General features: G+C 62.7%; 17 protein-coding genes. 13 read left to right on the plus strand and 4 right to left on the minus strand.

Translation table 11 applies throughout. The annotated features are described in order from the left end of the window. Positions 1-60 precede the first annotated feature (60 nt). The gene (locus tag ACSQ23_RS11330; RefSeq protein WP_436090684.1) at positions 61-327 is read left to right on the plus strand and encodes a hypothetical protein; all 267 of its coding nucleotides are present in this window, start codon (positions 61-63) and stop codon (positions 325-327) included. Here the strand turns inward: ACSQ23_RS11330 and ACSQ23_RS11335 are convergent. Continuing rightward, positions 324-938 carry a hypothetical protein gene (locus tag ACSQ23_RS11335; protein ID WP_436090685.1) on the minus strand — a complete coding sequence of 205 codons (615 nt, stop codon included), beginning with the start codon at positions 936-938 and terminating at the stop codon, positions 324-326. The genes ACSQ23_RS11330 and ACSQ23_RS11335 overlap by 4 nt on opposite strands. A 54-nt stretch (positions 939-992) precedes the next feature. Further along, positions 993-1,220 (minus strand): helix-turn-helix domain-containing protein, encoded by a 228-nt coding sequence (locus ACSQ23_RS11340; RefSeq protein WP_436090686.1) that lies wholly within the window; start codon positions 1,218-1,220, stop codon positions 993-995. Positions 1,221-1,502: 282 nt separating this feature from the next. Here ACSQ23_RS11340 and ACSQ23_RS11345 point away from each other — a divergent pair, with 282 nt between their 5' ends. From ACSQ23_RS11345 to ACSQ23_RS11355, 3 genes are read left to right on the plus strand one after another with little or no spacing between them, the layout of a single operon-like run. Next, complete coding sequence (locus tag ACSQ23_RS11345; protein ID WP_436090687.1) at positions 1,503-2,141, plus strand: hypothetical protein; 639 nt, start codon at positions 1,503-1,505, stop codon at positions 2,139-2,141. Positions 2,142-2,151: 10 nt separating this feature from the next. After that, positions 2,152-2,472 carry a DUF6634 family protein gene (locus ACSQ23_RS11350; protein WP_436090688.1) on the plus strand — a complete coding sequence of 107 codons (321 nt, stop codon included), beginning with the start codon at positions 2,152-2,154 and terminating at the stop codon, positions 2,470-2,472. Then, positions 2,472-4,520, plus strand: a complete 2,049-nt coding sequence (locus ACSQ23_RS11355; protein WP_436090689.1) for an AAA family ATPase — start codon at positions 2,472-2,474, stop codon at positions 4,518-4,520. Before ACSQ23_RS11350 ends, ACSQ23_RS11355 begins: the two co-directional genes overlap by 1 nt. Positions 4,521-4,526: 6 nt before the next feature. On the opposite strand, the gene ACSQ23_RS11360 is transcribed toward ACSQ23_RS11355, so the two are convergent. Beyond that, entirely contained in the window at positions 4,527-4,880 is a 354-nt protein-coding gene (locus tag ACSQ23_RS11360) for a hypothetical protein (protein WP_436090690.1), read from the minus strand. A 73-nt stretch (positions 4,881-4,953) separates the two neighbouring features. On the opposite strand from ACSQ23_RS11360, the gene ACSQ23_RS11365 reads away from it, so the two are divergent. From ACSQ23_RS11365 to ACSQ23_RS11390, 6 genes are all read left to right on the plus strand, one after another. Next, positions 4,954-5,385 (plus strand): hypothetical protein, encoded by a 432-nt coding sequence (locus ACSQ23_RS11365; protein WP_436090691.1) that lies wholly within the window; start codon positions 4,954-4,956, stop codon positions 5,383-5,385. A 25-nt stretch (positions 5,386-5,410) separates the two neighbouring features. After that, positions 5,411-5,830, plus strand: a complete 420-nt coding sequence (locus tag ACSQ23_RS11370) for a hypothetical protein (protein ID WP_436090692.1) — start codon at positions 5,411-5,413, stop codon at positions 5,828-5,830. A 219-nt stretch (positions 5,831-6,049) separates the two neighbouring features. Continuing rightward, positions 6,050-6,781 (plus strand): TnsA endonuclease N-terminal domain-containing protein, encoded by a 732-nt coding sequence (locus ACSQ23_RS11375; RefSeq protein WP_436090693.1) that lies wholly within the window; start codon positions 6,050-6,052, stop codon positions 6,779-6,781. A gap of 1 nt (position 6,782) precedes the next feature. Continuing rightward, positions 6,783-8,966, plus strand: coding sequence for a Mu transposase C-terminal domain-containing protein (locus tag ACSQ23_RS11380; protein WP_436090694.1), 2,184 nt, complete (start codon positions 6,783-6,785; stop codon positions 8,964-8,966). A gap of 1 nt (position 8,967) precedes the next feature. After that, positions 8,968-10,005, plus strand: a complete 1,038-nt coding sequence (locus ACSQ23_RS11385; RefSeq protein WP_436090695.1) for an AAA family ATPase — start codon at positions 8,968-8,970, stop codon at positions 10,003-10,005. Continuing rightward, the gene (locus ACSQ23_RS11390; protein WP_436090696.1) at positions 10,005-11,870 is read left to right on the plus strand and encodes a TniQ family protein; all 1,866 of its coding nucleotides are present in this window, start codon (positions 10,005-10,007) and stop codon (positions 11,868-11,870) included. Before ACSQ23_RS11385 ends, ACSQ23_RS11390 begins: the two co-directional genes overlap by 1 nt. A gap of 803 nt (positions 11,871-12,673) precedes the next feature. Here the strand turns inward: ACSQ23_RS11390 and ACSQ23_RS11395 are convergent. Beyond that, a complete protein-coding gene (locus tag ACSQ23_RS11395) occupies positions 12,674-17,878 on the minus strand; it encodes a sacsin N-terminal ATP-binding-like domain-containing protein (protein WP_436090697.1) in 5,205 nt (1,734 codons plus the stop codon). 348 nt (positions 17,879-18,226) lie between these two features. Here ACSQ23_RS11395 and ACSQ23_RS11400 point away from each other — a divergent pair, with 348 nt between their 5' ends. The 3 genes from ACSQ23_RS11400 (at position 18,227) to ACSQ23_RS11410 (ending at position 21,914) form a co-directional block, all read left to right on the plus strand. Beyond that, positions 18,227-19,156: an aldo/keto reductase gene (locus ACSQ23_RS11400; protein ID WP_436090698.1), complete on the plus strand. Its 930-nt coding sequence runs from the start codon at positions 18,227-18,229 to the stop codon at positions 19,154-19,156. A 161-nt stretch (positions 19,157-19,317) separates the two neighbouring features. Then, positions 19,318-21,393, plus strand: a complete 2,076-nt coding sequence (locus tag ACSQ23_RS11405) for a mechanosensitive ion channel family protein (protein WP_436090699.1) — start codon at positions 19,318-19,320, stop codon at positions 21,391-21,393. A gap of 185 nt (positions 21,394-21,578) precedes the next feature. After that, positions 21,579-21,914, plus strand: a complete 336-nt coding sequence (locus ACSQ23_RS11410) for a hypothetical protein (protein WP_436090700.1) — start codon at positions 21,579-21,581, stop codon at positions 21,912-21,914. Positions 21,915-22,108: the final 194 nt, after the last annotated feature.

Below are 22,108 nucleotides of genomic sequence, written 5' to 3' on the forward strand. Positions count from 1 at the left end.
ACCAGTATCGTGCATTCGAAATGATATGGAAGGTTTCGTGTATTCGATAGTTAATTTCGCATGCACGATATCGTTGACGACTCATCGTGGGCCGGGCACACCTTCGCCATGGGCCGACCAAAACAGTTCGATGAACGAATTCAGCTGACGCTGGTCGAAGGCACCACCGGCCGTATCGACGCCCTGCTCGAGGAGGGCGAATACCGGCTCGATTTCATCCGGACCGCGATCGAGGCCGAGATCGACAAGCGATCGACGAAGCCGGTCGGAGCCAAGGATCGGCTCAGACGGCTTATGGATGCCGCTTCGAGACCGAAAAGGTCCTAAGTGGACAACTGGCCGGACGCGACGATATCAGTCACTTCGCCTTTTCTGCCTACCAGGGCGATCTCTATGCCGGCTTGGGCACACCGGGGCGCCATGCGCTTGGCCAGGCGCAGCGTTCCTTCCGTGTAGGGCACGACGGCGACCTGGCGGCCAGGCGTTTCGCTGGCCATAAGCAGACCGATCGTTTCGCAGAGCCCCCGATAGAGGCGTGAGACCTGACCGGCATGTCGGGTGTTGATCACACCGCCCTTGCACTCTGCCGAGAGCACGGCATTGCCCAGATCAGCGACCACATCGCCCTGCCCCGACTTCGGGTTCACGGTGATCTCCCAGCCGTCTGCGGTGCGATAAAGTCCGCCGTAGCTGGTGGTGCCCATGGAGGAGACCTTCTCGAAGCCGCGGCGAAGCAGCCAACCTGTGAAGTCGAACTGCTTTCCATGCTCGCCGTCAGGATGGATGCGGACATGCGTGGCCGATGTGGTGCGCAAGAGGTGCATGGCATAGGCCACCATGACCGCGCCCTCGTAGAGCCGGTGCTCCATTCCGCCCTCGGCCTTGCCGGCACGCTTCTCGGGCGGAAGCACCTCGGCCACCAGATCATCGAAGTCCACAACATCCCCCAATCTGCATCCCGCGACGCTAGCCAAGCAGTCGGGCAGCCAATGCTATTCGCGCAGGATCACGCCGGCGCCGTTGTCGGTCTCGATGAACACCACCCCCACCGACTCCAGCGCGGCCTGGAGCTTCTCGACGGTGGCCCCTCGGGGCGCCCTGCCCTCGGCCTCGAAGGTGGCGATGGTCTTGGTCGCCACCTCAGCCGCGGTCGCCAGATCGTCCTGGGTCATGTTGATCAGTGCGCGGGCGGCGCGCAGCTGTGCCGCTGTGATGGCCATGGTCGTCGTCCTAAGGAATCGCTCGATACCGCTCGTTAACCATCCCTAGCACGAGTTACCGATTTTATGTAACTCGATCTTGTGTTCCAATCCTTCGCGGACTATCTCGGTCCTCACACGAACGGAACAAATCCATCGTGCACCTGCGGCGCCGTCATCCGGTGTCCGTTTCCCGCGCAGAGCGACGGTCACGTCAGCAGCATCCGCGCGTCGGCATAGTCATCGCTAATCCATCGCATCCCGCGAAACCGCCTGGAACCTGTTCCGGGCAAAGGAGAGACTTTGTCCAACGCGACCACTTCCACCGTTGCCGCCACCCCGATCATGTCCCACAGGGACTTCCGCCGCACCCGCCACATCAAGCGCAACGTGCGGCTCCATGACCAGATCCGCGACCTGATCACCGCCAACGCCGCCTGCCGTTACATCGGCGGCAATTCCGCGGTCGAGGCCATCGCCGCCCGCCTGGGCTTCCAGCCCCATGACCTGGCCATCGCCGACGTCAGGGTTGGGCGGCGCATCGTCACCCTGATCTGCGTGCCGCATCGGATCTGGGACCGCGCTTTCCCCTCTGCCAAGGCCATCGACCTGCGCTTCCAGGCGCGGGAATCCGGCCATGCGGCCATTCTGGTGCCGCAGTCCGTCATCGAGCGTGAGCCCCGGCTGGGCAATTCGCAGCTGCTGGCCCGCACCGCCACCATCAAGGTCGACGCCACCTCCAGGATGATGATCCTGGCGCACCTCATCGAGAATGGGGCCAGTTGCCTCTCCGAACTTGCCGGCTTGATCCAGCACCCGGACCCGATCGGAGCCATTCTGCATCTCGTCACCATCGGCGTCGTCGCCATCGATCTTGGGCAGTGCATCACGCCCTACACGATGGCTGACATCGCCGCGCCCCAGACCGGTTCCCGCCACTAAGGACATGGACATGAGCATTATTTACCCGTGCGGCGTCGATCCCGCCGCGGCGGTGAGGTACCTGCGCGCCCTCGCCGACGATCTCGAAGCCATGACGGTTTTCGCACCGCGCGAGGAGCTTGAAGACGCTCCTCGCCTCGAGAACTGGAAGTTCGCCACCAGGCCGGTGGCGGCCCTGGAGGGAACGGTAATCGGCCATCCCCTGCTGGGGGACCACCGGCAGGTGGTGACGTCGGAAGTCTACGCCCTCGATGGCAGCGCAGGCTGGGTCAGGACCCTTTCCCGCTTCTATGCCCTCGGCGCTCGCGCCAACGACCAGGAGATGAACTGATGTCAGACCAAAATATCGACAGCGATACCGATATCGACACCTTCGAGCCCCTTGAGGATCTCGACGACGAAGGCCCTGCGCCCGAAGGCTCGCGAAGGGCGCTGGTCCGGCTCGCCCTGGCGCACGCCATCCCATCGCGACTCCTAAAAGGGCTGAAGTCGGGAAAGATCAAGGCGCTGATCGTGACGGTGCCGGATCCGTCGTGGACCACTCCGGTTTCCGCAGGGATCGTCGAGCTGGCACATGAGACGGTGCTCTGCGTCGCGCGGCAGAAGTCGCCCGGGAAGGACCGCACGGTGATCGATCTTGCACGACAGCTGTCGATGGGTCGGCAGGTCATCGGCATCTCGCCGGATCCCGACGCGTGGCTGCCCGAGTTGCTGGTTGCGACCGCCCAGGAGCGCATCGAGATCCCGCCTTTGGACGCCGAGATGGTCAAGCTGCTTCTGCTTGAATGCCAGAAAGGCGCCATGCCGGCGGAGGCGGACGCGCTTCGCCCGGAGACGATGACCTTCGATGAGCTCACTTCCATCGTCGTTCCCGGCGCGGGCATCGCCGAGACCGTGAAGCGTTTGTCGGCCATTCTGGCCCAGGTCGTGAAGGTGGGCGCCCGGGAGGACCGGCTGCCTCGTCTTGAGGAGGCGCACGAATATGGAGCAGCCCGGAAGTGGGCGCTCGATCTCCGCGATGATCTTGTCGACGTCCGCGCCGGCCGCATGGATGCCAGTCAAGTCGATAGGGGATGCGTGTTCTGGGGTCCTCCGGGGACGGGCAAGACCCTTTTGGCCAGGATGATCGGCGAGGAACTCGGCATTCCCACAGTGATCACAAGCGTCGGGAATTGGTTCGCCTCGGGCGGCGGATACCTGTCTGAAATCCTCAAGGCTCAACGCGCAGCGTTCGAGGAGGCACTGGCTCAAGCGCCGGCAGTTCTACTGCTGGACGAGATCAACGCCCTGCCCAACATCGACCATCTAGGTGACTCGAGGAACAGGGACTATTGGTCCCCGGTCATCCTGGATTTCTACCAGCTCCTCGATGGCGCCATGCAGGGTCGCGATGGTCTCATCGTCATTGGAACGACCAATCGCATCGAGGACCTGAACCCCGCAATTCTGCGGCCAGGCCGGCTCGAGCGGGCGGTCCACATCGGACCGCCCGATGCCAGGGGAGTCGAGAACATCATGCGGCACCACCTTTCCGGCGACTTGCTGGGCGAGGACCTGACGGTGCTTGCGCAGGTCAATGCGGGCTACCGCCGAACCGGCGCTGAGATCATGGAGCAGGTGCGTGCGGCAAGAAGGCTGGCAAGGCGTGCCGGCCGAGATCTGACGGTGGGGGATCTGAAATCCCGTATCCTCGGAGACCGGGTGAGATCTGATGAGGATGTGCGGCGAGCCGCCGTGCATGAGGCGGGACACGTCATTGCAACGCGAGGACAAGCGGCCGCTAAATTGGCGTTCGTCACCATCGCGACCAGCGGGGATAGCGGTGGCGGTACGATGTTCGCCCCAGATGACCGCGCCTTTCGCACCAGGTCCGACTTCGAGGACATCGTCGTCAGCCTGCTTGGAGGACGTGCTGCCGAACAGGTGATGCTGCGTGAACCGTCGCAGGGCTCTGGGCTCCACCCCGACAGCGACTTGGCGAAAGCGACGAGATTGATGGCGCTCATGCACAGCGGCACCGGCCTGGGTGATACCCTGTCCTATCTCGCCGGCGAGAAGGATGTAGAACGGCTGCTGACCATTGATCCGGATCTCAGGAACAAGGTCGAGACGTCACTCCGTGCCCTTTATGACCGAAGTGTTGGGTTGATCACCACGGCCAAGCATGAGGTTGCAGCGCTGGCCGATGCACTTGTTACGCGGGTTTTTCTATCCGCCGAAGAGGTCGAATCGATCATTTCGGGCCACGAATCGAAAGGAGAACCTGGCCAGAAGACGCCCGATCTCGCTCCCGCCGCAGTGCCGAACACCGCCGTCGAGCAGTCGGTCGAGGGCAAAAGCGTTGCAGCTCTGCCACAAGGTAAAATGCAAGGTATCTAGCGTATCCTATTGATTTTGCTCATGAAAGCAATAGGAACCGCTCATAATGGTTAACTCCGGAGTCTCCGGGACGTCCGGGCTTTTCTGGCGGTCGACATCTCGAAGTCGTCCAAAATCGCCCTCGGTGCACGAAATCGCAAAAGCCGTCATTTTCGGACCGATGCCATCCGACCGGTCTGAAAAATCGACATACCCCTCCTCGACGGCGGGCGAAAGATCGGCATTTTGAGGATCGTCGCCACCCAACCGGGGCGGCACAAAAACGAAGCGCCCGGTCGTGGTGACCGGGCGCTGATCGATCCGAACGCCCAGCTCCGTGGAAAGTGCAAGGGCGGTCGGGACACAACGAGTGAACGTCATGTTTGCTCAGGGTACGGATTGACCAGGCGCTGGTCAAGCGACGGATCCTGAGCGGCATGGCGAGGAGAAAGCCATGCCTGAAACCCACCCCCTCAACTACCGCGGCCTTTCCCCGTTCGAGCAGGGCTACGCCGATGCGCTCATCGACAATGAGAGCAACGGCGACCATCCCGAGCTTTGGGAAGGCATCGGCGTCGATGATTTCTCGCAGGAGGCCTTGGATCGCATCGGCCAGGACTGCAGGAAGTTCATGCGCGCCGCTGTCCGCGCCTGGCCCCTTAGCGAGGAGGAGATGTTCTCGCTCATCGATGCCTACGATCTCGGCCGGCACTTCTATCTGGAGCGCCAGTGCACCGGGGTCGGCATCAACGAGATGGCGCTCGACGATCTCGGCGATCGCCTCATCCGGGCAGCGGCCGTCTTTGATTGGGTCGTGGTCGAAATTGACGGGGATCGGAAGATCCGCTTCGTCGGCCAGAAGCTCAGTGAAGACCCCGCAATCTGACTCCCGCACATCGAGGACAATGTTCATGCGTACCCACAGTGCCCGCCTTCGCCTTCCCACTGCCCTGGCCGTTCGTCCGCGCCTGGAAGCCCGCCCGTTCGATGTGAACGGCTGGCTGGACCAGAAGGACGCCGCGGCTCCGCGCTCCGATCATTCTCCGACCGCACCCCCGGTCGAGAACAAGGAAAAGTTGCCCGAATACGCCGACCACAATACCGGCCTCATCCTCCGTAGCCGCAAGCTCCGCAACGAGCCGGACGTGACCGCGATGCGCAAGGTGGCCAGCCTGACCCCAGGAGTGTTCCATCTCGGCCACCTGCTCCGCAGGTGCCGCCCTGACGCTCGCGGGTTCACCGCGGCAGTCAACCTTATCGATGACGGCTTCCTCGTTCCCATCGAGCACGGCCGCATCAGGCCCGAGCTTCGGGTCCGCTGCTCGGCCTAACCTCAACAGTCATCCACCAAGAGCGATCTGCGCGCAGCCCCAGCTGCCGGCGCGTGGATCTGCTCGCGCCAACGAAAGAAAATCGCATGCCCAGGAACAAAACGACCATCGAATACAGCGAGCTCAGCGCTTTGGAGCAGGGCTTCGCCGACTGCCGGGCGGCCATCCGGGACATCCATTCAAGCCCCACCATCGCGCGCCGAATCTGGAGCACCGATCATGCTTGATCGCCTCCAGAGGTCGCTTCGGCCTCATGCCCCGTGGCAGCCCCCTGCCATCGATCTCACGCCGATGCCGGTCCGGCTGCCTGCCAGGAAGAATGGTTCGCGTCGCGTATCGATGGGCACGCGCGGGCACAATTCCAGCATTGTGGTCGATCCGAACGATTTCCTGGCCAAGGAGCTCGAATCCGGCATCGAGCACGACGCCTATCTGGTGCTGACCGCGGATCCGAAGGTGGTCGATATCGCCTGCCAGGCGCCTCCCATCGAGTGGGCGGATCGCGACGGGGTCATCCACGAGCACACCTTCGACTTCCTGGTGACGCTGGAGGACGGCATGCGGTCGGCCGTCATGGTGAAGTCCGCGGACAAGGTCAGGAGGGCTCAGTTGGATTCCTTCGCGGCCGAACTGGCCCGCCAGATCCCCGACGACTTCGCGGATGCGGTTCTGCTCATCACGCGGGAGGATTTGCCCGAGTGGCTGGTCTCCAATGCACGACTGATCCGCTCGGCCCGACTGGACAAGCCCTGTACGCGCGACGCCAGCATTCTTGAGCGGGCAAGGTCTCTGTTCGGTCCGGTTTCCATCGAAGAGCTCTGCCGGCCCTTTGCGCCGTTCGGGGCCCGTTCTGTCGCGCGGCTTCTGTATTCCAGGCAGCTGCGTCAGGTGGAACCCGGCCTGATCGGGCCCGAGACCGTGGTCGTCGCCACGTCGACCGCCGAGCACTGACATGACCAAGACCAACCCGTTGTGGGCCGATCCCCTTGGCCCCTACGCACTCGTTCAGATGGAGGGCGCCAGTTATAAAGTGCTCCGCCCGACGAGCTTAGGTTGGGATATCGAATCGACCGGGACTCCGAAGAAGAAGCGCTTCCTGTCGCACGATGAACTCCATCGAGGCGAGGCAGATCGCTCGATCGTCGTGACGCGCCCCAAGGGAGAGGACCCGAGCCTTCAAGCCATGAGCCTCAAGGCAAGGCGAGATATCTTCATCAAGAACTGGTGGCTCGTCCGCGTTGTGGAGGCGCTGCGCAACGGCTCCCTCGCCAGTACCGGCGACGTAGCACTGGCCACATTCTTTTCGGGTCTTCTTACCGACATCAAGAAGGATCTCGAGATCTGGGAGAAGGACTCGGGCTACGACCATTCTGCCGTAGGCCGGAAGAAACCGCGCAAAGCCAATGTCGGCTCGGAGAAAACGGTCGCGGAGCCGGTGCTGACGCCGCGCAGCATCCGCGGTTTGCTGCCGAAGTTCCTGCACCGGCACAAGAACCCCTTGTCGCTGCGGAAGCGCACGGAAAACTGCCGTTCGGGCGGGAAGCGCGTCGACGAGCGCGTGCTCGATATCGTGCGGGAAGAGGTTGCGAAGTACGCCGGCGAGGCCAACCCGACCGTCGAGGGACTTCGTAAGCTCGTAGCGGCACGGATTGTTCTGCGGAACAGCACGTGCACCAAGGAACTGGCGCTTTCGACGCCATCATGGGGCACGTTGAACCGGGTAAAGGAGGACATTCCCGAGGGCCGAAAGATCGGTGCACGCAAGGGGGCACGAGCCGTCAATGTTGCGCTCGGTCCTTTCGGCGAAGGGCCGACCTACCATCGCGTCGGCGAGCGCTGCGAGATCGACTGTTGGAACATTCCCGTGTTCGTCCTGCTGAAGAGGGCTGGCGTGATCTCGGAAGTTCCAACCAACATCGTTGATGAACTGGTCGAGAAGGCCAAGCGCATCCACGTTGCCGCTGTGGGGGAGAAGTCGACGGGTTACATCACCGGCATGAAGTTCGGCCTGGCCGAATCCGCCGAGCTCACCACGGCCGCCCTCAAGATGTCCTTGATGGACAAGACCAAGTACTCGAACTGGGCTGGTTGCGAGCAACGGTGGAACATGTTCACCGGTATCGAGGAATGCAGCACCGATGCTGGACCGGGGTTCATTGGCGACCGGTTTCTCTCTGCGGTCATTCCAGCCACCTCGAGCCACGTCTATGCCGCGAGCGGCCTGCCCCATCTGCGTGGGCTCATCGAGTCCATCTTCTCGACGCTCCACAAGGGCTTCATCGCGAAGATGGTGGCGCGCGCGTTCGAGAACGTGGTCGCGAAAGGCAAATACGAAGCCGAGAAACGAGCCGTGCTGCAGCTGGAGGAATTTCTCCAGCTCCTGGTTCGATACGTCGTCGACGTCTATCACAACCTGCCGCGGGACGGCGGTCTGCGCCGCAGTCCCCATCGTGAGTTCGAAGCCAAGGCCTCCACAATGGAGACCAAGCCGCCGCCCACTCCCGACGAGATCCGGGTGTGGTTCGGCTTTGAAGCGAGGCGGAAGCTAGGCCCCCGGGGCGTGCGCTTCATGCACATCCACTACGACAGCGACTGGCTGGTGAAGTACCGCACCCACTACGGTCTCGAGGAAGTGCTGATCCGCGTCGACGAGGACGACCTCGGCGCCATCTCGGTTCTACTGGACGGCGACTGGCTCCCGGTGCCCGCGCGAGATTTCGAGTTCCAAGGCGTGTGCCTCGAGGATTGGGTCGACCTGTTGGCGGATCTGCGCATGCGATTTGGCCCGGAAGCCGAGATCGATTTCGAGCGTTATGTGGCACCGGCCCTGATCGAGATCGAGCGCGCCAATCGCGCGGCCGAGAAGGCCATGGGCCTCCAGGATGTGTTCTGGAGCGAACAGCGGTTCCAGCAGTTCGAAGACCGCAACCAGATCAACATGGTCAACCGTGCCCGCCCCGAAGCGGGAAAGCCAGCGCCTTCCTTCGGCGAGGGCACGATTGGGCGCCGCTTCGATCGACCGGCCGAACCGAAACTCCCCCAGCCCGAAACATCTCCGTCGCCCAAGGAGGCGGAAATGACCCCACTTGCCGACACCCCGCCGCGCAGGCGGAGCCTGAAGTATCGCGAGGACTAGAATGGAAGACAGCAAATACCTCCCGGACGACGAGCTGAGGGCTCTTCGCAACGAACTGGTGGCCAAGCCCTTCCTGACCGACGACGTCGAGAGGGTCGAGGAGGCCGTTTTGCGTCGCCATCAGGCGCTGCTCGACGTCAAGGATCCGAAGAAGCCATGGAGGGGAGAGAACCGTGCTCCGGTCCGCGCTCTGGTCGTCGCCGGGAACTTCCGCGCTGGCAAGTCTCGCGCCGTACGGGAAGCAATTGCGCGGATGAAAGAACTCACTTTGCCCGATGCCAGTACCCTGCCCTTGCGCCCGCTGCTGGTGAACGCGCCCGAGCACTTCACCATCGAGGGCCTCGGCCGCACCATGCTCGACGAGATGAAGCTCCTCCCCGCTCGTGCTCTGGGGCCGTCCCGCACGATCGAGCGGCTCCACACCCGGATCGGCATTAAACACCCGACCATCATTCACATCGATGAAGCCCAGCGCATGCTCACGCCCGACCGGGTGGCTCAGCACCGGCGGCTCGAGGAGCAGGTGAAGATCTTCGGCCAGCTCCGGGCACTGATCGACTTCAGCAAATGGCCGTGCGTCCTGGTCCTCAGCGGCACCCCCGACTTGGTTCGGGCACTTGAAGGTGAGCAGTTCGGCTTCTTCAGAGAGGTCACCGATTTCATCCCGATCACGCAGATGACCATCGGAAATGAGCAGGATCGGCAAGACCTCGAGGACGCGCTCGGTGTCGCTGCCGAGAAGGTGGGAATGGCGGTGGACGTGGCAGGGTGCGAGGATTTTTTCGACCGCCTCATCCTGGCGGCGAACCGCGCCCGGGGTCTGGCATTCGACATTTGCCACGAAGCGATCCTCCTGGCTGCGCGGGAACGGCGTAAGACGGTCAATGTCGAGGACTTCGCCGCCTTCTATGCACGGAAGGCCGGCTGTTACCGGGCGGCCAATCCCTTCGTCGCCAGCGACTGGCACCGCATTGATCCGAAGACCCTCCTTGCGGCCATGGCGGGCGAGATGGCGACCAAGGTTTGGGGGACGAAATGATGGAGACGAGTATCCAACCACTGGCCGAGACCCTGCCCCTCCTCCCCTTCGAGCCGGCAACGAGCCACGCTTCTCGGCTGGCAGCAATGAACGGCGCAGGAAACGCGCGGCAGTTCTGCTGGGACCACTACTTGCGCTTCGAGCGAATCGTGGCTGGCGACCCGCGGGAGATTGCCCGGTACAGCCAATTCGCCGGTGCCGATTTCGAGCACCTGCTCAAATGGACCCCAAAGCGTATTGCCGCGAGCACCTTCAGCATCAACGGCGAGGTCCTCACCACCTTTCGGCTCAGGCACCTCCGGCTTCGTGTTTGTCCCGGATGCGTCGAGGACGACATGGCGACTTCGCCGCAGGTGCTGGCGGACGCCGCTGTAGCCTGTAGGGTCTTCACGCTCGTTGATGCCATCCGCACCTGCGCGATCCACAACCTCTCCCTTGTTCAGGTAGCGGACAAGACGACATTCGGCGAGCACGAGAAGGACTACTCCATCGCCATCGGCGAGGCACTGGAGGACTTCGACGACCTTCGCGCCCTTTCAGTCGAGCGAAAGCCGACCGAGTTCGAAGCTTATCTTCTGGGCCGTCTTGGCGTCCTGAAGAGGCGGACGGTGCCTTTCCTCGACCGGATGGACATCTCCCAGGTCACGACCGTCTGCGAACGACTGGGCGTGTTCGACTTGCATGGGAGGGGAGCCCAGATCAAAGACTTTGATGACGACGGCGCGCTGGCCTGCGCCCAGGCAGGTTTCAAGTGGTGCGTGAGGGGAGATACCGGCATTCGCGACTTCGTCACGATGGCGCACGAACGCGCTGTACATGACGGAACCACGGGGATGTCGAACACGATCTTCGGACGCTTCCACTACTTCCTCAACTCTGAGACGCACCGCTCGAACTTCGGGTCACTGAAGCAGGTCATTGTGGATCGTCTGAGCGAGCTGCTGCCCTATGGGCCAGACGACCCGCCCGTTTTCGGCTTTCTGCCCGCTCGTCGTCATTGGCACACGCTGGTCAGTGCCGAGCGCCAATACGGGCTTCCCTACAGGACCATCAAGAAGCGGGTGGAAAGGGCCGGCATCCATACCCGCCTGAATTTGGCCTTCGACAAGACCCGCTTCGCCATCGGCGTCGACGAACTTCACGCGGTGCTGACCTCACCGGAAGGAACGATGTCGCGCGCCGAGGTCATCGAGCAAACCGGAGCGCATGCCCATGACTTCGTAGCGTTCGAGGCGGCCGGCATCCTCGAGCCGGTGAGCGGAGGATCCAATGCGTCGCAGTCCATGTTTCGACGGGGAGATATCGAAGACTTGGAGCGCATGTTGCTCGCCAATGCGACCGAGATGGACGGCGAGGCGCCGAACTGGGTGACCGTCTATCAGGCCTACTTGGCGACGTCCTGGTCGCGTTCCGAGGTGTTGGAGCACATTGCGCGCGGAACGGTTCCCACCGGATCGGTTTCCGGACTGAAGTCGATCGCCTCACTCCGTGTCGATCTGGACGCCCTGCGGCGCATCCACCCCCTTTTCGGTCGTGAGGTCATGACGATGGAAGAGGCGGCAGCCCATCTGGAGGTCAGCGAGAGCGTGGTGAACCGTCTTGTCGAGTTCGAGTGGATCGAGGCCCACAACGCGCGGAGTGCTGAAAGCGGAAAGCTCAAGACGGCGCTGTGCGAGGATGACGTCATCGCTTTCCAGCGAACCTACATCCCGATCTCCGAGGTGTGGCGCCGTCGTGGAGGACGAATGGCCACGATCAACCCTGTGCTCCAAGCTCACGGCCTGAAGCCTTGCTTTCCTTCGGATAAACTTCGTTGCACGTTTTATCTTCGGGCAGAGGTCGACAGGATCTTCCCTCCGCCCTGACGACGTGCCTCGCGCATAGACCACCACACGCGAACACCCTCAGCCCCTGCCATCGGCGGGGGCTTTTCGTTGGCAGCAGCAGGGCAGCAGAACCGCCCGCCTTGACCGGGAAATTCCGAACGCTCGATCAGGAAAAGCCGAACGCGAACAGCACGAAATTACCCATATGATTCAACAGGCATCAGGAAAGATCATATGGTGTCGTACAGTTGTGTGATCGCCCACAAAGCATAGGCATATACCATCCACATGTTGCTCAATGACAAGCAACAGTGTGCCTCAGTCATCTGACAGACAGAAAGGCCCCGGATTCCGGGGCCTTTGCTTTGCGAGGTACACCAGAGCTTCCTGGCGCAGGTTCCGACCGGGAAAGTACCGATCCCAGCTGTTGCTCTTGTCTACCCAGCCGCTGCTGTGCGCCACAAGCGGACGCCCAAGCGTCGCAAATATTTGGTCCCGCAGAGCAGAAAATCCGCGGCGGGCCTGCGTTGTCTCAGAGGACGTGAACTCTGAAATAGCGGCTCTTGGCCTTCATCTCGCTTGAAGACGTATGCGACGGTGCCTTGGCCCTCAAGAGCCTCGCAACTGACATCTTGCCGCCCCGCTTCATCATGGATGCCACCGAGTGGGGAAACCTGCGCCGCCGGCGAATATGCTCGAGCGATGGTTCGTGGATCGTTTTTCTGCACCAGATGCAGGGAGCGGGATCAAACGTCGGTCGCTGCACTCGCTCGGCGCCGTCGCCGTCGGTCCTCGCCATCGTGATCCTCGGCAAGCCTGACACGCGATCGAATCGCATCCAGTCAGTCTGGCTCAAACTCCATGCGGGTCGAACTGCGGCCAATGATCTTGAACTTCCCGCGCTGAGATCCAGCCGGGTTCGGAAGCTCCAGGATTCTGCACAGCTTGAGATCGAATGCCTGCTGCACCATGAGTATCCGGTAGCGTCGCCCCTTATCTGCTGCAGAGGCCGCGGCCGTACGATATTCGTTTTCCGTGAGTTCGAACTCGCATGCATCTCCCGGTGTTGCCTTAACTTCGTAGAGCCATTCGGTCTCGCTGGTGTTCACGGCGAAGTCGTATCCAAGAAGCGAGTCGCCGTCTTCAGGGAATAGGCTGCGGCGGTTCTCGGATCGCCAGCACCCGTCGTGAAATAAGTCTCGATGTTTCGCTTTGAGGTAGTGGTAGGCGAGCAGCTCGCCTGCGAGGCCGATAGCTAATCGAATGCTCTCGGGGGGGCGTGGCCTTCTCCTGTTGCTGCCTGGACCGCCGCCGCCGCCCGGCCCGGTCGGTTGCTGCATGTCCTTAAGGGCCACCGTCCTTATGCTGCTTCGCGCTCGCCAATCGCTCGCCGCGTACTGATCGATCGCGACCGCTGCAAAGTGCTCTTCAAATTCCTCGCCGGCCGTGTCGAAGCTGATGCCGCCGAACTCGATGCTGTCGCGTTGCCGCCTTTGCTCAGCGGCTGCCGCAGCAGCGACCTTGGCTTCCCTATCCAAGTCGTCATCGGTCAGCCCAAGGGTCGCAAGATCAAGAGTCGGCAGCATTCCAGCTGGCCACTCCCCCGCCAACTCCAGCAGCGGTATCACCTCCTCGGGTGAGATCCGCACAAAGTCGAGTGCGCCGCTGCGATCGGTGGCGGCCGCTACTTCGTTTGGACCCGCCTGCCAACTTGCCGGCAGCAGCTTGGCGGCCGCCTTCACGATTTTGATTGCCTCTTCGGCGAACTTGGAGACGGTTTTTCGGTTCGCGGCACGCAACGGGTCCAAGCTCGGCATCTCCGCCGCGCGGTCTGCACCAACCAACTGGCTCAGCCGTCGATCGGCCTCATCCGCGACAAGCTTGCGATCAATCGACTCCCTTGTCTCCGCCCACTCATCATTGAAACCGAGGAAGCTCAGGTCCCTGAGTTCCCGGTACTTGGCGAGCTCCCCTGCCTCCCGCCACACCGGCTGAAAATACCGACGAAGACGATCCAGGAGTTCGTCGCGGAGTTCCCCTTTCCAAAGCTCGAATAGTCGATGAAGTTCCGGGACGTTGGCAAGCGACGTCAGGCCGACGCTGATCAGCGCTGCATTGAACCTGGCATAGTCGAGGCCCAATTCGCGACGTAGGCCGGCGAGGTCCGCTTTTGCGGACGTGAGGGCCAAGAGCCTCGGGACAAACTCACTGTCGCCGAGTGCGAGAAGCAGATCGGGCCAGCGATCATAGTGGGCTTCCAAGAGCTGATCGCGCAGGTCCAACGCCTTGGTCGATCCCAGCATGTAGGCGGCGACGGGCAGAATAAGCCGCGCCTGACCGGTGCGATCCGTAAGGCGGTACTGGAGCATCTCTTCCACCAGGTGCGCGTCGCATTCGACGGCGAAGGCGAGGTCTTCTACCGATGGTGATAGCATCTCCTCCGCTGGTATGTCGGCCGGCAGTCGCACGGACAGCCTGAGCAGCATCGGCTGGAATGTGCGCAAGTTTGCATGAATGAAAGGGCCAAGCAGACTGGCACAGTCACGAAGTTGACCGGCGTCGAGGTCGCCAACCAGGAGCAGCGTCGGACTCGCCTCGTCTCTGGCAAGATGTCGATCGAGGGACCGCTTTCCGCCGGTGGCAGACTGAAGTTGGATTTCCTGGCACGAGCGGACGCGGACGCGGGAGAGCTGAGACTCGAGAGTGGAACTCAGTATTACACGCTCCAGTTCTCGTGCCCCTAGCTCGTGCGCGACAACCATCGCATCCAAAAGCCAAGGAGCCAGGTCGACCAAAAGGGGATCTTCTGGTGCGGGTCCGAACGGATCGCCATTGACGAAAAGTTGGACATCACTGCTCTCGACTGGAGCCGCATGAAATTGACCGCTTTCGTTGATCAAGGCGACGATTGCTTCGCCCGGAGCATCTTCACCAGTCAGCAGCACCGGATCGCCGGTATCGATAAGCAATTTGGAGAGAGCGCGATCGCGGCCGGTCCTGACAAAGACCGTGGGCTTCCCGGGTGTGCCCTTGATCGTTGAAAATCCGGTTGTGTTCTCAAGGACAAGGGGAGCGTCGACCGGCACTTTGGCCTTGATCTCGAGCAGGTCTCTAAACGCCGCGTCGTACTGCCGTCGAAACGGCGCGCGATCGTGGACCTCGAGCTGACTGCTGACCTGCGAAAGCGTGACCAGGCGCGCCTGTGCGGTTGAAGGCTCTTTCCACAGCTTCACCCCGAATGGCGATACCGAAATGGTCTTGTACGCCTGACCATCAGTTGTCAGTTGCTCAGAAAGCTCGTCAATGATCCTGCTTACGAAGCGCGGATCATTGCGTCTATCGGTCATCAACCAGGCCCGATCCGCGCTGACGAAACTCTCTTCGCTCCTTGAAGCCACCGGTACCCACGCTTCCGTCGCAAGGAGTGTTCGAAGTGGTGTTGCGACCGCAACTACAGCGTGGTCGCGCTGAGGGCGATCAAACCTCCCGAGGCGAAAGGTCAGAAACTTGGAGCCATTCTCGTTCAGGTGCCGGATGACTAAGCGGGCAAACCCCCTTCGGGACTCGTCGGTCAGCTTTGACACAACTGCCTGGCCCGGAAGGCGCCATAGCCCACCCTCCCGCGTATAGTCGGTCCAGGGATGGTCGGTCTTTAGCCTTCCAACTTCCTCCTTCCATCGTGCCTCAGACGCTCGGGCTAAGCCCGCTAGAACATCGGCCCACACTTGTCCCTGCCGCGGCCCCGTCGGACAGTCCCCCTCAAAGGGTACGAAGCCGTCGGTCACACCGGCGTCGGTCAAGAAACGCATCCAGTCGGCACGACCAGCCCGATGCGCGCCGACCCAATGGTTCCAAGGCTCGATCAGGTGACCGAGAGCCTCTGTCGCGTCGAGGTCTCCCGCATTGGCGGCTTCGGTGAGATATAGGGCAAGAGTAGCGCCCGTCGCACCCCAGCCCTCGGAAAAGGAAGCCTCGGTGGCTCTCACCCATCCAGATCGGCAAGGCACGTGCAACTGCGCCTGTTTCAGTGCAGACTTGGCGGTCGCCGTCTCGTGCTGCCAGACTGCGAATGCCCATGCGAGTGCGGATGCTCGGCGGCCCGGTGCGGGCTTGTCGCCAAAGAAAGTTGGCAAGCGTCGAAGCACCTCTACCGCGTTGTATCTCTTACAAAGCTCAGCCCGCTCAAATGCTGCAAACGCCTCAGGTGCCAACCGAACTCCCTCAGCCAGCAACGCGACCTTTCGTGCTATCTCGTGCGGAGGAAGTGGCGCGGCTTGTCCGTCCTTGCTGCGGCTAGCCGCATCCTGGCGCACGTAAAAGGTCGCGGACGCTGGATGGACCTTCTCGTCCTCCCCAAGCAGCAAGCGTTTTCCGCGACATGCCTTGAGCGCTTCCTGATTTGGGAAAGCAACTGCGATGTCAGCGTAGAAATCGGTCCACTGCCTCCTCGCCGCGATGCGCGTTGGCAAGGACGCAGCGATCTTTTCCGCCCACAGCGCCAAATCGGCGGATGAGGCCTTCAGAGACAGACCTGCGCCTTCGGCCAACGCCGCTATGCTCTCCACGCGCTCGCGCCCCAAGCGCGTTGAAAGCAGCGTCGCCCCCGCCGCAAGGGTCGCTTGCATCGGAGCGAGCACCTTGAAAGCGCCAGCCGGCCATGATCGAAGGTTGCGTGCTGTTGCATGCCTCCCATCGATCGTCGGCCAGATAGGCGCATCCTGCCAAGCCACACGCATCGCGGAAAACGCCTTAGAGAGACGCGGAAGCTCGGCACGCTGCCACGCCGCGAGGTCGACACAAATACGCTCGTCCGCGTCAGGACGACTGCTCGTCAGATGCAGCACCGCAGCTGCAGCGGCCTCCGCGGCGGCATCAAGGAGTTCTGCGTTGAGTGGTAAGTCTAGCTTAGCGCGCCGTCGATCGATCGAGGTATAGAACGGCGCATCGAGGTGCGCACGCAACGGCGCAACCGACTCCGCGGCCATTGGCAAGAAGGTGTACAGCCGGCCCTGCGATAGCGATACGTCACCCAGAGGTACCGCGAGACTGACAACTGCCTCGCCTTTCCAGTCGAGCCACTGTCTGAGGAGTTTGTCCTGCGGGATGCTCCTCGTCACCGCGTCAAGGATCCTGGCTGGCTGGACGATACGGCATATCAGCTGCCAGGTGCGTGCACCGGGATTGAGCGTGACGGTTTCAAGCCAACACCCCTTCAGGCCCGGTACCTCTTCGTGGCCGGCCCTCGAACGTTGAAGGACAGTCTGAGTAGGTTCGGCATCAGGCAGGTTGAGCTCGAACGTCAGCGACCCGATCCGGTCTAGGAAGAGCAGAATGGGCGCTTCAGAGCCGATCAGCTCGTCGAATTGGTCGCGAGCTAGCGATACCGCCTCGGATGAGGCCAGAGGAAGTTCCACCGCCGTTGCGTAGCCAGCCTTCGCAAGCTCCTGGATAGTCGTGGGGACGAGGTCCATCGGGACAGCGCCGAGGTATCTTGGCAACGACGCCGCCACGATCGCAGCGTCCTCGTTCGAATGACCGAGTTCCTGTGCGCGTGCCTCGACCTCTTCCCTTGTCGCGAACCGAAAACAGTACCCGTCAAAATCGCCGCTCCCTACATCGCCAACGCGAGAGTATATTCTGACGTCCTCGGTCAGAGCCTCGACGCTGCGGAAGCCGACGCCCTTATTGCCGATGCCCTCGCCGATTTCTTTCGTGCTTGTGGCTATGTTTCGGATGGCTTGCACATTTTCGAGGGTGAACCCTGACCCGCCATTGGCCACGATCAGTGTACCGTTTGATGGGTCCCTGATGCTAAGCCGGACGAGAATGCGCCCTGGATTGGCGGCGGTTTGAGCGTCGTGTGCATTTTGGATGAGCTCATAGAGGACGCGATCCCCGTACTCACCGCCTATCAGCTGACTTAGCTTTTGGAGACTGCGATAGATACTTTGCCCACGACTGGCAGCGATCGACGCCGTGTCGATTTCATCATCGAAAATGCGCCTAAGATCGTCGGCGGGCCCCATCGCCAGAAATTCCTTAAGCATCCGTTCCCCCTAGACGCCATGGATCGCAAATTCCTCAAATAAAAGTCGGGGCACACTACCATTGATTCACCTGGGCTTTTCAAGTTCGCCTGTGATGGAGACTCGATGCGCACGGGCCGTTCTGCTTCGCGCCATGACAGGTCATTGCTGGAGATGAGCGGACTACCGCGCGGGGCAAACGCCTCGCCGGCACGTAGCTTCGCTCTCTCTCATGCTCCGGGGCCCATGGTCGCCGGATGCATCGGCACGTCCCTTTCGGCCCGCCCCACAACGAGCTTCGAACTGCCGACGCCACCCTCGGCTTGTGATACACAGCGTCTCCATCCATCCGCCAGCACGGGCCCCGCCATGAAGACCTTCACCGTCCCCCATACCGATGTCACCGTGTCGAGCGTTGTGCTGGGCCTGATGCGCATCGCCAAGATGAGCGATGCCGAGGTTCGCGCGCTCTACGACGCGGCGGTCGAGATCGGCGTCACCATGATGGACCACGCCGATATCTATGGCGGAGCGCCGCATGTCTGCGAGGCGCGGTTCGGCGACGCCCTGAAACTCTCGGCGTCCGACCGGGCGAAGATCCAGATCCAGAGCAAGGTCGGCATCCGCCGCGGCTATTTCGACTTTTCCTCCGAGCACATCCTGCAATCGGTCGATGGCTCGCTGAAGGCGCTGCGTACCGACTATCTCGACGTGCTGCTGTTGCACCGGCCCGATACGCTGGTCGAACCCGACGATGTGGCGAAAGCCTTCGACACGCTCCACGCCAGCGGCAAGGTCCGCCATTTCGGTGTGTCGAACCACACCCCGGGCCAGATCGAGCTGCTGAAATCTGCGGTGAAGCAGCCGCTGCTGTTCAACCAGGTGCAGCTCTCGATCGCCCACGCCAACCTCTTCGCCCAAGGCGTCGCCGCCAACATGGGTGGGCTCGAGCAGTCGGTCTCCCGCGATATCGGGCTCCTCGACTATTCGCGCCTGAAGGGCATGACGCTGCAGGCCTGGTCGCCGGTGCAGAAAGGCTTCTTCGAGGGCGTGTTCATCGGCGATCGCGAGCACTATGCCGAGCTCAACGACGTGATGGATGAGCTGGCCAAGAAATACGCCGTCACCCCGATGGGCATCGCCATCGCCTGGATCACCCGGCACCCGGCCAACCTGCAGGTCGTCCTCGGCACCACCAAGCCCGGGCGGGTCCGCGAGAGCGCCGCCGGCTCGGACATCACTCTCACGCGCGAGGAATGGTACCGCCTGTTCCGCGCCGCCGGGCACACCCTCCCGTAACCGGCACCGGGCATGCAGTTTTGGATACTGGATGGCCACCGCGATCTCATCGGGTCGCGTGAGCGGCACGATGCCGCCAACTTATTTGTCTAATCGCAAAGCACATTGCCTTTCGATTCCAAGGATCTGCCGCCCGGATCCGGACCAAGCGAGACCCACCCGTGAAGCAGCTGATTGCCGTTCTCTTTGTCATGCTGTCGATCGGCAGTGCCCATGCCCAGCAGAGCACCCCTACCCCCGCCGCATCGTCCGAGGCCGTCGATCGGCTCATCGTCGTGCTGGAGGACCCGGTGCTGCGGGAGCAGTTGCTCGAGCATCTGCGCTCGACGCCGAACGAGGCCGCACCGGCGGCAGCCGGCGCTGAGGAGGCCGATAGCGGTGGTGGCAGCGGGCTGGTTGGGGCGCTTTACCGCTGGTCCGACGAACTCGTCACCTCGCTGCCGACCGCGACCTTTGGCGTGCCGATCGATCGGAAGCTGGCGCAGGCGGGGACACAGATCGGGAGCCGGGTGCAGAGTGGGGTCAGCAGTGGGCAGTTACTGCAGTTCCTCGCCTGGGCCCTGCCCGGCCTCGCCATCGTTGCCGGCATCGGAATTGGCATGCGTCGGGTTGGCCGTGGCCTGGTGCAGCCCACCAAGCCGGTTCGGAAACGGAAGCTGGCGATGGGGTTGATGCTGAAGGTGGTGCTGGCGGCGGCGGCGCTGTTCGTGGTCGCCGTGCTGGTCAGCTTCTTGCCTGTGCCGAAGGTGGCGAGCACCAGTTTCACCAGCCTCGCGGTCGGCATCCTCCTTGCCATGCTGACGGCGGATCTTGCGACGTCGGCGCTGTCGGGCTTTGGCAGCGTGCGCAGCGTGCGGCTGATCCGCTATGGGCAGCGCCGGTTTTACCCGTGGTGGCTGGCGGTCGCGAGTTTTGCGACGTTTGCGGCGCTCAGCGCCGACCCGTCGCTGCGGCAGGTGCTCGGCTGGTCGGCGGCCGATTTTGCCGGGCTGATCCTCAACTGCATCGCGGCGCTCACCATGCTGGGGTTCGTATCGCGCCACCGGATGGCGCTTGGCCGGCTGATCTTCGGCGCCGCGGCTCGCGCCCCGGTTTCGGACAATCCGATCCGCAACGCCACCCGGCGCCTCGCGCGACACTGGCACCTCATCGCCTATGGCTTTCTGATCCTCAGCATTTTCAGCCTGCTGGCCGGGCAGCGCGACAATGATGTGCTGAGCCAGATGCTGTGGTCGTTCGCCGTGGTGCTGGTCGGCATGGTGACCATCGCCGGGCTGCACCGGCTCACCACGTCGACGCCGCCGCGCTATCGCTATCAAAGGCATACCCTGCGCCAGATCGTGGCCGGCAAGATCCTGAAACTGTTGCGGGTCGCCGCCGACGCGCTGACGCTTTTCGCCATGGCCATGACCATTGCCGGCGTCTGGGGCTTCAACATCTGGGGCTGGCTGACCACGGATGGCCGGGTCATCGTCGGGCCGCTGTTGGCCGCCGCGACCGTTGTTGCGGTGGCCTGGCTGATCTGGGTGACGCTCGATGCCTGGATCGCCACGACCCTCGCGCCCGACAAGGGCACCCGCCCGGGAGCGCAGCGCTCGAGCCGGCTGCAGACGCTGTTGCCGCTGATGCGCAATGGCGTGCTGATCCTCCTGGTGGTGCTGGGCGGCATTGCGGTGCTGGCCAATATCGGGGTCGACGTGACGCCGCTGATCGCCGGCGCCGGGGTGTTCGGCCTCGCTTTGAGCTTTGGCTCGCAGCAGCTGGTGCAGGATGTCATCACCGGCTTCTTCATCCTCGCCGAGGACACCATTGCGGTCGGCGACACCATCAGCACCGGCGATCGCACCGGAGTGGTCGAGAGCCTGTCGCTGCGCAGCATGCGGCTGCGCGACAGCGATGGGGCGTTGCACTCCATTCCGTTCTCGACGGTCAAGGCGCTGAAGAACAGTTCGCGGAACTTTGGCGTGCTCCGCCCGCGCTTCACCGTGCCCAGCGGCACCGATCCGCTGGCGGTGATCGACGAGATGCGGACGGCGGCCACCGAACTCAGGGCCGACCCGAAATTCGCCAAAGCGATTACCAGCGACATGCATGACCTGGGGATCGACGAGATCAATGCCGGATCGGTGGTGGTGAGCGGCTCGCTCCGCACCAGCCCGGTGCGTCAGCCCGAGATTGCCCGGGCCTTCAACGGCCGGATGCTGGCCGGGCTCGCCGAGAAGGGGATCCGGCTCTAACGCCAGGACCGCGTACTGCGTGCCGCGCTGTGATCGCCGCGTCGGCCAAATGGCGGGGCCGCGTCGCCAACCTTGCGCGGATGTAAGGCGGCGGACAGGGCAGTGTAAGCGCGCGAACCTACGATCCTTTCGGCCGTGAAAGGTCGACGATTGGTCGGCCGGGCCGTAACCCGATTGGAGTTGTCATGCGCAAACTTGTCCTCCCGCTTCTGCTCGTTGCTGCCCTCGGCGCCTCGTCCGGCGCAATGGCTGCCGGCTATGGTGGCGGCGGCACCATGGTCGCACCCGTCGCCCCCGCCGCACACGCGCCAGTGGTCGCGGCCCCGATGCATTTCAGGACCGCCCGCGGCACCATCAAGCTGATCGACGCCAAGGCTTGCCTCGTCACCCTTACCAGCAGGAACGTCTATCAGTTCGGACCCAGGTGCGACTTCTCCAAGCTGAAGGCCGGCGAGAGGGTCTGGATCAAATGGGCGCCGAAGGGCAAGATTCGCGACGCTATGTCGATCGCCTCCCGTTGACGCCCGCGCGACTGAGAGCGGGCGGAGGACGGTTCGAGGAGCTTCGGCGTTCTCCGCCCGCGTTGCACTAGCCCGACCCGGCCGACGTCATCGACGCGATCAATGTCGCCGGCGCGTTAGACCGCCGGATGCTGGCCGGGCTCGCCGCGAGGGGCGTTTGGCTCTAACCATAGGGCGTCGCGACGTCGAGCGCT

It is taken from the genome of Devosia sp. LjRoot16 (genome assembly GCF_964252795.1).
In the GTDB taxonomy this organism is placed as follows: Bacteria; Pseudomonadota; Alphaproteobacteria; order Rhizobiales; family Devosiaceae; genus Devosia_A.